Annotated in this window: 9 protein-coding genes; 2 read left to right on the top strand and 7 right to left on the bottom strand. The window is 33.7% G+C overall.

All coding sequences use genetic code 11. The features are described 5' to 3' along the window. Positions 1-146 precede the first annotated feature (146 nt). Positions 147-1,271: a DUF4856 domain-containing protein gene (locus QZ659_RS19505; protein WP_291728581.1), complete on the top strand. Its 1,125-nt coding sequence runs from the start codon at positions 147-149 to the stop codon at positions 1,269-1,271. A gap of 417 nt (positions 1,272-1,688) precedes the next feature. Then, entirely contained in the window at positions 1,689-2,504 is an 816-nt protein-coding gene (locus QZ659_RS19500) for a peroxiredoxin-like family protein (protein WP_291728579.1), read from the top strand. A 41-nt stretch (positions 2,505-2,545) separates the two neighbouring features. Here the strand turns inward: QZ659_RS19500 and hisF are convergent, their stop codons facing one another. The 7 genes from hisF to QZ659_RS19465 all read right to left on the bottom strand — a co-directional run bounded on the left by hisF (position 2,546) and on the right by QZ659_RS19465 (position 7,731). After that, positions 2,546-3,304 carry an imidazole glycerol phosphate synthase subunit HisF gene (hisF, locus tag QZ659_RS19495; RefSeq protein WP_291728576.1) on the bottom strand — a complete coding sequence of 253 codons (759 nt, stop codon included), beginning with the start codon at positions 3,302-3,304 and terminating at the stop codon, positions 2,546-2,548. A gap of 4 nt (positions 3,305-3,308) precedes the next feature. After that, positions 3,309-3,806 carry a GNAT family N-acetyltransferase gene (locus tag QZ659_RS19490; RefSeq protein WP_291728574.1) on the bottom strand — a complete coding sequence of 166 codons (498 nt, stop codon included), beginning with the start codon at positions 3,804-3,806 and terminating at the stop codon, positions 3,309-3,311. A gap of 16 nt (positions 3,807-3,822) precedes the next feature. Further along, positions 3,823-4,524 carry a 1-(5-phosphoribosyl)-5-[(5-phosphoribosylamino)methylideneamino]imidazole-4-carboxamide isomerase gene (gene hisA / locus QZ659_RS19485; protein ID WP_291728572.1) on the bottom strand — a complete coding sequence of 234 codons (702 nt, stop codon included), beginning with the start codon at positions 4,522-4,524 and terminating at the stop codon, positions 3,823-3,825. A 29-nt stretch (positions 4,525-4,553) separates the two neighbouring features. Next, a complete protein-coding gene (locus QZ659_RS19480; RefSeq protein ID WP_291728570.1) occupies positions 4,554-5,402 on the bottom strand; it encodes an Rpn family recombination-promoting nuclease/putative transposase in 849 nt (282 codons plus the stop codon). A 13-nt stretch (positions 5,403-5,415) separates the two neighbouring features. Next, positions 5,416-5,910 carry a gliding motility lipoprotein GldH gene (locus QZ659_RS19475; protein ID WP_291728568.1) on the bottom strand — a complete coding sequence of 165 codons (495 nt, stop codon included), beginning with the start codon at positions 5,908-5,910 and terminating at the stop codon, positions 5,416-5,418. 40 nt (positions 5,911-5,950) lie between these two features. Beyond that, the gene (gene dusB / locus QZ659_RS19470) at positions 5,951-6,955 is read right to left on the bottom strand and encodes a tRNA dihydrouridine synthase DusB (RefSeq protein ID WP_291728566.1); all 1,005 of its coding nucleotides are present in this window, start codon (positions 6,953-6,955) and stop codon (positions 5,951-5,953) included. Positions 6,956-7,092: 137 nt separating this feature from the next. After that, positions 7,093-7,731: a hypothetical protein gene (locus tag QZ659_RS19465; RefSeq protein ID WP_291728564.1), complete on the bottom strand. Its 639-nt coding sequence runs from the start codon at positions 7,729-7,731 to the stop codon at positions 7,093-7,095. Positions 7,732-7,831 lie beyond the last annotated feature (100 nt).

The raw sequence follows: 7,831 nt of genomic DNA, 5'->3' as shown, positions 1-7,831 counted from the left end.
AAAAATGATATACTAATTTTTGATTTATAGAACTGGAAGTTGGCAAAATTTTTCTTTCCTGCTTGCATTTTTAAAAACGGTACTGTACTTTTGTTATTTAAAATTAGTCTAAATAAAGTAAATTAACAAACTAAAACAATTATAATATGAAATTTAACTGGAAAAACTCGTTTTTTATACTAGGGTTATCAGCAGCTTTGTTTTCTTGTAAAGAAGATGATGGAGATAAAACGTTTCCTGAGTTAGAAGTACCGACTACTTATACAAGCACAAGCTATGAAAGCAATGCAAGTGCAGAGTTAGCTGTTCGCTCAAATCTTTCTGCTTTGTCTTCAACAATGCAAGCAGGCAGAAGTGGTGCAACAGTTACTGAAACTAGCCTAACAACTGCTTTTGAAGCTGGTAGCCCGTCTTTGAAAGACATTACTACTTCATATTATACTGAAAGAATGCCTAATTGGTTTACAGAATTAGCAAAAGCAAGTGGAGGAACATTTGACCCAGCAGAAGCTCCAGCCGGAGATGGGGGAGTTTATGGAAGCTATTTGTTTGATGAGAATGGTTTGGAATTAGAACAAGTTATTGAAAAAGGACTTTTTGGTGCTGCACTTTACAACCACGCACTTACAATTATTAAATCTGATAATCTTACAGCTACTGACATTGATAAGTTAGTTGCTATTTTTGGAGCGCATCCATCTTTTCCAAATAGCGATAATGCTGAACAAAATAAAGATGTTTTTGCAGCAAAATATGCAGCTCGTAGAGATAAAAACGATGGAAATGGTCTTTATACAGCTATTAAAAATAATTTGATTACTGCAAAAGCAGCTATTGAAGCAGGTGCAGACTACAACCAAGACCGTGATAAAGCACTTTCTGACTTCCGTTATAACTGGGAAAAATCAAATATGGCTACTATAATCAACTATTTACTTTCAGCAAGTGCGAAACTTAGCAAAACAGATGCTACTGATGCTGATAAATCGTCTGCTCTACACGCATATAGTGAGTCTGTTGGATTCTTGCACGGTTGGAAGGGTATCTCTGCAAGCGATAAAGCTATTACAGATGCAGAAATTGACCAAATTTTAGAGCTTCTGAATGCTCCTGCTGATGAAACTGCTACTTCTTATACTTTTGTTACGGATGGATTTAATCAGTTGCCACAACTTCAAACAGCGATTGAGAAATTACAACAAATCTACAAATTCACAGACCAAGAAATGGCTGATTTTGCTTACAACTGGGTAAGCGAGCAAGGAAGATAACCCATATTTTTTTTATCTATATTTTTTAATCCTCTTTGTATTTTTATGCAAAGGGGATTTGTTATTTTACATTAAATTTATTCAATTATTGGAACAATCATTCTAAGTTAGAGTAATTATAATTTAATTTACCAATAAAGATGTTACTTTTATGGCACTAAAGTGTGGGCTGCAATATCAAATGGAAATAAATATATCTTATCTCAATGAAATTTTAAATCTCGTTGATGAGGATAAAAATAATAAAACAAGGGAAAGAAAATACTAGAGTACTGGACATAAACAGATATTTGTTGTTCTGTGTGTCATAGAAAAGGTGTTTTAGCATAGCGACACCAACAACTTTTATGTCATGCCTAGTACTCTAAAAAAACACATCAATTATATTATTTTTTTTTAGGAAACTAAACATTAACAATGACTAACAAACCATTCAATTTTTCAAAACTTTTGTGTATTCTCTCTCTATTTTTGAGTTTTGGTTTTTTATCTTGTTCTGCTAAAAAAGACAGTCAAGCAGCAGAACAGATTGAAACAGTAACACAAGAGGAAGAAATTATTACAGAAACAAACCCAACAGAAACCACTATGCCTTCTCTGACAGAACAACTAGAAAGTAAAGCCAATTTATTTAAGGAAAAAGCAGACCCAGAAAAAGTAAAAAACTATGAAGCTGCTATTCAGAAAGTAGCAGAGAGTGGAATTATAGAAAAATCTAAAAAAGAAGGAGACAAAGCTCCTAATTTTACTTTACCAAATGCAAAGGGGGAACAAATTTCTCTTTCTGACAAAACCAAAGAAGGATACACCATAATTACTTGGTATAGAGGTGGTTGGTGTCCGTATTGTAATCTTACTTTGAGAGCTTGGCAGGATATTTTGCCACAGATGCAAGCAGAAAATATACAGTTTGTAGCAATTAGTCCAGAGCTTCCAGATAGTACACTTTCTACAAAGGAAAAAAATGAGCTTGAATTTGAAGTATTGAGTGATGCTGGAAACAAAGTAGCAAAAGAATATGGAATTGTCTTTCCATTAGATGAATCTATCAAAGCACCTTACAAAAATATGGGAATAGAAGAGTATAATGGCGATGATTCTTATACGTTGCCTTTGGCTGCAACTTACGTTATCAATTCAGATAATGAAATTGTATATGCTTTCTTAGATGCTGATTATAAAAAGCGTGCAGAACCTAGTGAAGTTTTGGCGAAAGTCAAGAGTATGAAGTAAAATAGAGAGTAGGACAAAGATTTTGGCTTTGTCCTACTTTTTTACATTCTAACATGGATTCCTTTCTCAAAAAGCTCTTTTTTTAGCGTTGGAACAGGAATTTCTCCAAAGTGAAAAATACTGGCAGCTAGAGCTGCATCAGCTTGTCCTTCTTCAAAAACATCTACAAAATGCTGTGCATTTCCTGCGCCTCCAGAAGCAATAATAGGAATGCTACAAATCTGTCCTAATTTTTTATAAACGTCGTTGGCAAAACCATTTTTTGTTCCGTCGTGGCTCATAGAAGTAAATAAAATTTCTCCTGCACCTCGTTCTTGTGCTTCTTTTGCCCAGTCATAGAGGTCAATACCTAAGTTTTTGCGTCCTCCTCCTGTATGAACTTCCCACTTTCCAGCTTCATTTACTTTTGCATCAATAGCAATAACGATACACTGATTTCCAAACTTTTTAGAAGTTTCTTCAATCAATTTGGGATTTAGAACGGCTGCTGAATTAATGGTAACTTTATCTGCTCCAGCTTCTAAAAGAACCGAAACATCTTCAACACTACTCACTCCACCTCCGACAGTAAAGGGAATATTGAGGTTTTTGGCAATTCTTAGTGCAAGTTCTTTTAGTGTTTTACGCTTTTCGTGTGTTGCTGTAATGTCTAAGAAAACGAGTTCATCGGCTCCTTCTTTAGCGTATTTTGTACCGAGTTCGACAGGGTCGCCAGCAAAACGAAGCTGCTCAAATTGAACACCTTTTACAGTTTGTCCATCTTTTATATCTAAACAGGGAATTATTCTTTTGGATAACATTTTTCTAAATTGAGTGATTTGTTATTTGATAAATTACACCTTTTTGATTATCAAATGTAAAGTCTTTTTTGAAAGTCATTCCTAATTTTTCTAATACTTTTATAGAGGCTTGGTTTTGTTTCATTGCTCGTCCTACAATGGTCTCTAAGTTATATTTCTCAAAACCTAGTTTGATGCAGAATTTCGCTGCTTCTGTTGCATATCCTTTGTTCCAATGCTTTTTAAAAAAGCGAAAACCTATATCATGTTCGTTCAAATTGGGAGAGTATTTTAGACCACACCAACCTAAAAAAGAATTAGTTTTTTTGTCTAAAACAGCCCAACGACCAAAACTGTATTTTTGGTAATGGTCATAACTTTGAACAAACTCTTCAGCTTCTTTTACGTTTTCAAAAGGGCTATCTCCTGTATATCTGATAACTTCAAAGTCATTATTCAAGCTGTATAAATCCCCAGCATCTTGCAATTTGAATTCTCTCAAATATAGTCTTTCCGTTTGCATCAACTCTAATAGAATTTTAAATTAGAATACGTTCTTCGTAGATAGCTTTTCCTACGATAGCACCATCTACACCTAGTTTGTCAAGTTCTATTAAGTCATCTTGGCTAGTTACGCCTCCACTTGCAATAACTGTAAGGTCAGGAAACTTGGCTTTTAACACTCCATAAAAATCAGCATTTAAGCCCTCTAGTGCGCCATCTTTGGTAATATCAGTACAGAAAAACTGTGTAAGCCCTTTTTGCTTCCAGTTTTCTATGAATTCAAAAATGGTAAATTCACTCTCATTTTTCCAAGCATCAGTAAGTAGCTTTTCGCCACGAACATCAGCAGCAAGTAAAATAGATTTTCCTCCAAATTCTGAAAGCCAATCTTCAAAAACTTTTGGTTTCTTCACAGCAATACTTCCTACACTTACCATCTTTGCACCACTAGAAAGAATACTCTCCACGCTTTCTGCATCTCTAATTCCACCTCCAAAATCAATAGTTAGATTAGTCTGAGAAGCAATTTTTTCAAGCGTTTGCAAGTGTTGAGGTTTGCCTACTTTTGCACCATCTAAATCTACAATGTGTAGTCTTTGGATGCCTTTGTCTTCAAATATTTTGGCTTGGTCTAAAGGGTCGGAGTTATATATTTTTTTTGTATCGTAATCGCCATGAGTAAGACGAACACATTTACCATCAATTAAATCAATGGCTGGAATGAGTTGGAGATTCATTTTTTATGTTTTAGTATTTTTTTTATTGTTTAAAGATTTTCAATTTCTTTTTCTGAAAGTCCAGTTGTTTGAGAGATAGTTTTAGAAGAGACACCAGCATTTTTTAAATTTCTAGCTATCTCTAAAGCCTTCTCTTTTTTCCCTCTCTGTTCTCCAGTTTCTTCAGCAGTTTCAAGAACACTTTTTTCTATTCTGATGCTTTCTTGAAAACGGTCATATACTTTTTTACCTTGTTCATCTAGTTTCTCATAACGCATCTTTTCTCTTGCTTCATCTATTCCCTTTGCTTTAAAGTTGTCTTTTATCTCACTATTCTTTAGAAAATAAATCCATTCGTCTAGTGTATCTTTTGCCACATCATCAAAATTATTGACTTTCAAAATATAATACTTTGGAAAAATATCAGCTACTTTGGTAATGTCAAACTTTGTTTTCTGATGTGAGGTAGGCAAAAGTACGTCCTTCAAACGCCTTCCTACAAATTTACCATCATATTCATAAATATAATCTTCTCCTTGTCCTAAAGAAAAATAGACAATATTGATAGAATACACTTTCTTTACTTCTGAATAGGCATCTCCTAATTTGACATATTCTGTGATGAGCTTCGAAACACCATAAATCATTCTATGAAAATAATCTGTTTCTGGACTATTTTGTATTTCCACTAGCATCAGTTCGCCTTTGGTGGTGCGAATGAGAATATCAACTCTGTTGAACTTATCTCTATCCGTTTCTTGGTTGCCTTCACTCTCTAAAATCTGTTCAATTTTTAAATCAAACTTTAAGAGTTCGGTCAGAAAGCCCTCCAAAATTCCAAAATTAGCTTTATGACGGAGCATTTTTTTTATCGCCCAGTCAAAATGAATGAGTTTCATAATTACAATTTTTTTATTTCTTCACTTTATCAACCACCAAACCAACTTCTAAAATTGGACTAAGTGGGTCGGCTTGAGGAACGGCATGTCTGATTTTGAATGTATAAGTTCCTTTTTCTAACTTAAAATTACTCATCGCTACTTGTCTTGTATCAAACGTATCTCCCACGCCAGAACCAACAGGTTGATTATTTTCATCACGAAGTGTAAAATCTACTTTTTCTTCTGTTGCTTGTCCGTCTGGTGTTTCGTAGGTAAGGATAAGTAATACATTTTTGTAAGGAACTCCTATTCCGTGGCGAAGCTCAATAGAAATATCATAATTTCCAGCTTCTTCTACATTTACTTTATAGGTTTTCTCATCGCTCATATTCCATTTAAAACCGACTGCATTTACATCAATATGTTCTCTATGAATATTATTACTCTCGCCACAAGAAGAAAAAAGAAAAGCTACCAAAATAGCTAAAACTGGTAAAACTGAAAAAATTGATTTTGAAAATTTCATGTTATTAAAAAAATTGGTTAATGTGAATTTTATATAAATTTTAATAAGCATGAGTAAATTCTACTCCTGCATACTGCTCTTCAATTTCATTGAGAATATCAAATACTTCTGTTGAACTACTAGATTGAACAAGGCGCATTCTGAATTGTTTGATTCCTTTCAAGCCTTTAAAATAGGCTGCATAATGACGTTTCATTTCATTGATAGCTACAATTTCGCTTTTTTTCCATTCTAAAGAAAACATAAAGTGTTTTCTACAAATATCCAAACGTTCTTTTAAAGTTGGAGGTGGAAGAAGCTCACCAGTTTTCAAGTAATGTTTGATTTCTCTAAAAATCCAAGGATAACCAATAGCAGCACGCCCAATCATAATGCCATCTACACCAAAGCGATTTTTGTATTCTAGTGCTTTTTGAGGCGAATCAATATCACCATTTCCGAAGATAGGAATATGAATATCTTGACTATTTTTGACTTCTGCAATATATGACCAGTCTGCCTCTCCTGTGTACATCTGCTTGCGTGTACGTCCGTGAATGGAAAGTGCTTGAATACCAACCCCTTGCAAACGCTTGGCAACTTCTAAAATCTGAATAGAGTCATAATCCCAACCCAAACGAGTTTTGACTGTAACAGGGAGGTTAGTTTTATTGACTATTTCTTTCGTAAGGAGTTCCATTTTTGGAATATCCTTCAAAATACCTGCTCCTGCTCCTTTACAAACTACCTTTTTGACAGGACAGCCAAAATTAATATCTAATACTTCTGGATTTTCTTTTTCTACAATTTCGGTAGCCTTGAGCATAGAATCTAGTTCTGCTCCAAAAATTTGAATCCCCACTGGACGTTCATAATCAAAAATATCTAATTTTTCTACACTCTTATCTGCATCACGAATCAAACCCTCTACGGAAATAAACTCAGTGTACATCATATCTGCCCCACACTCTTTACAAACAGCACGAAAAGGAGGGTCACTTACATCTTCCATAGGTGCAAGCAACAGAGGAAATTCTCCTAACTCTACATTTCCAATCTTTACCATATTCTTTATTTATTTTTATCAAAAAAAATGACAAGACAAATTTACGAAAAAACTCTATCTTTCAATTTTGAAAAATAAAAAAACTACTCTCATGTATTTAAGAGTAGTTTTTTTATAGAGTATAGCTACAAACTAACTTACTGGCGTTCGATAGTATAATTACCTTCTGCCAAAATTTCTATTGGTTGAGCATCTACCCCCTCTTGTTCTGTTAGTGTAGCATTATTTGTCAATGTGATGGTATTATCTGTTTTTGTCATGATGCGAAAATTATTAAAATTTTCGGCAAAATTATCATCTAAAAAGTCTGTATCTACTTCCAACTGTTCAAAAAGTTGTTGATAAAAATTTTCCAAAAGCAAAAAGTCAGAGTTAGTTTTGTCATTTTTACTCAAATCCCATTTGCCTGTAAGTGTATAGCTACTTGCTTGTCCTACTATTTGATTTGTAAAAATATAAGTATCGTCAGAGTTAAGCTCTAAGTGTGAATTATTTATTACTCCTACTGTACCCAAAGTAGATTTGATATTGCGATAATCTGTACTGTCAGGTATAGTTAATGAAGTAGTGATAGTTGATGAGGTAAATGCCCAATTGCCTTGAAGTGTCTGTTTCTCGTTTTCAATTCTTTGCTCTTCTCTCTGCTCTGGCGTAAGAACATCATCATCGTCTTTACAGGAAGAAAAAAAGATGGAAAAAATGACTAAAATAAATAAAGTTTTGACAAAGTTAGAATAAAAAGAAGAAATAGAGTTTGTTTTTTTTGAAATAAGCATGAAAAAATATTTAGATTAAAAAATAAAACTACTTTTTTGTAGTAATATTAAGTAGTTGAGTAGTACAATTTAGTTTATAAAAACTATTGTCAAGGTCTGT

Origin of the sequence: Bernardetia sp. (assembly GCF_020630935.1) — a bacterium.
Classification (GTDB): domain Bacteria; phylum Bacteroidota; class Bacteroidia; order Cytophagales; family Bernardetiaceae; genus Bernardetia.
Note: the sequence above shows the minus strand (reverse complement) of the source record. Positions and strands in the feature narration are given on the sequence as shown.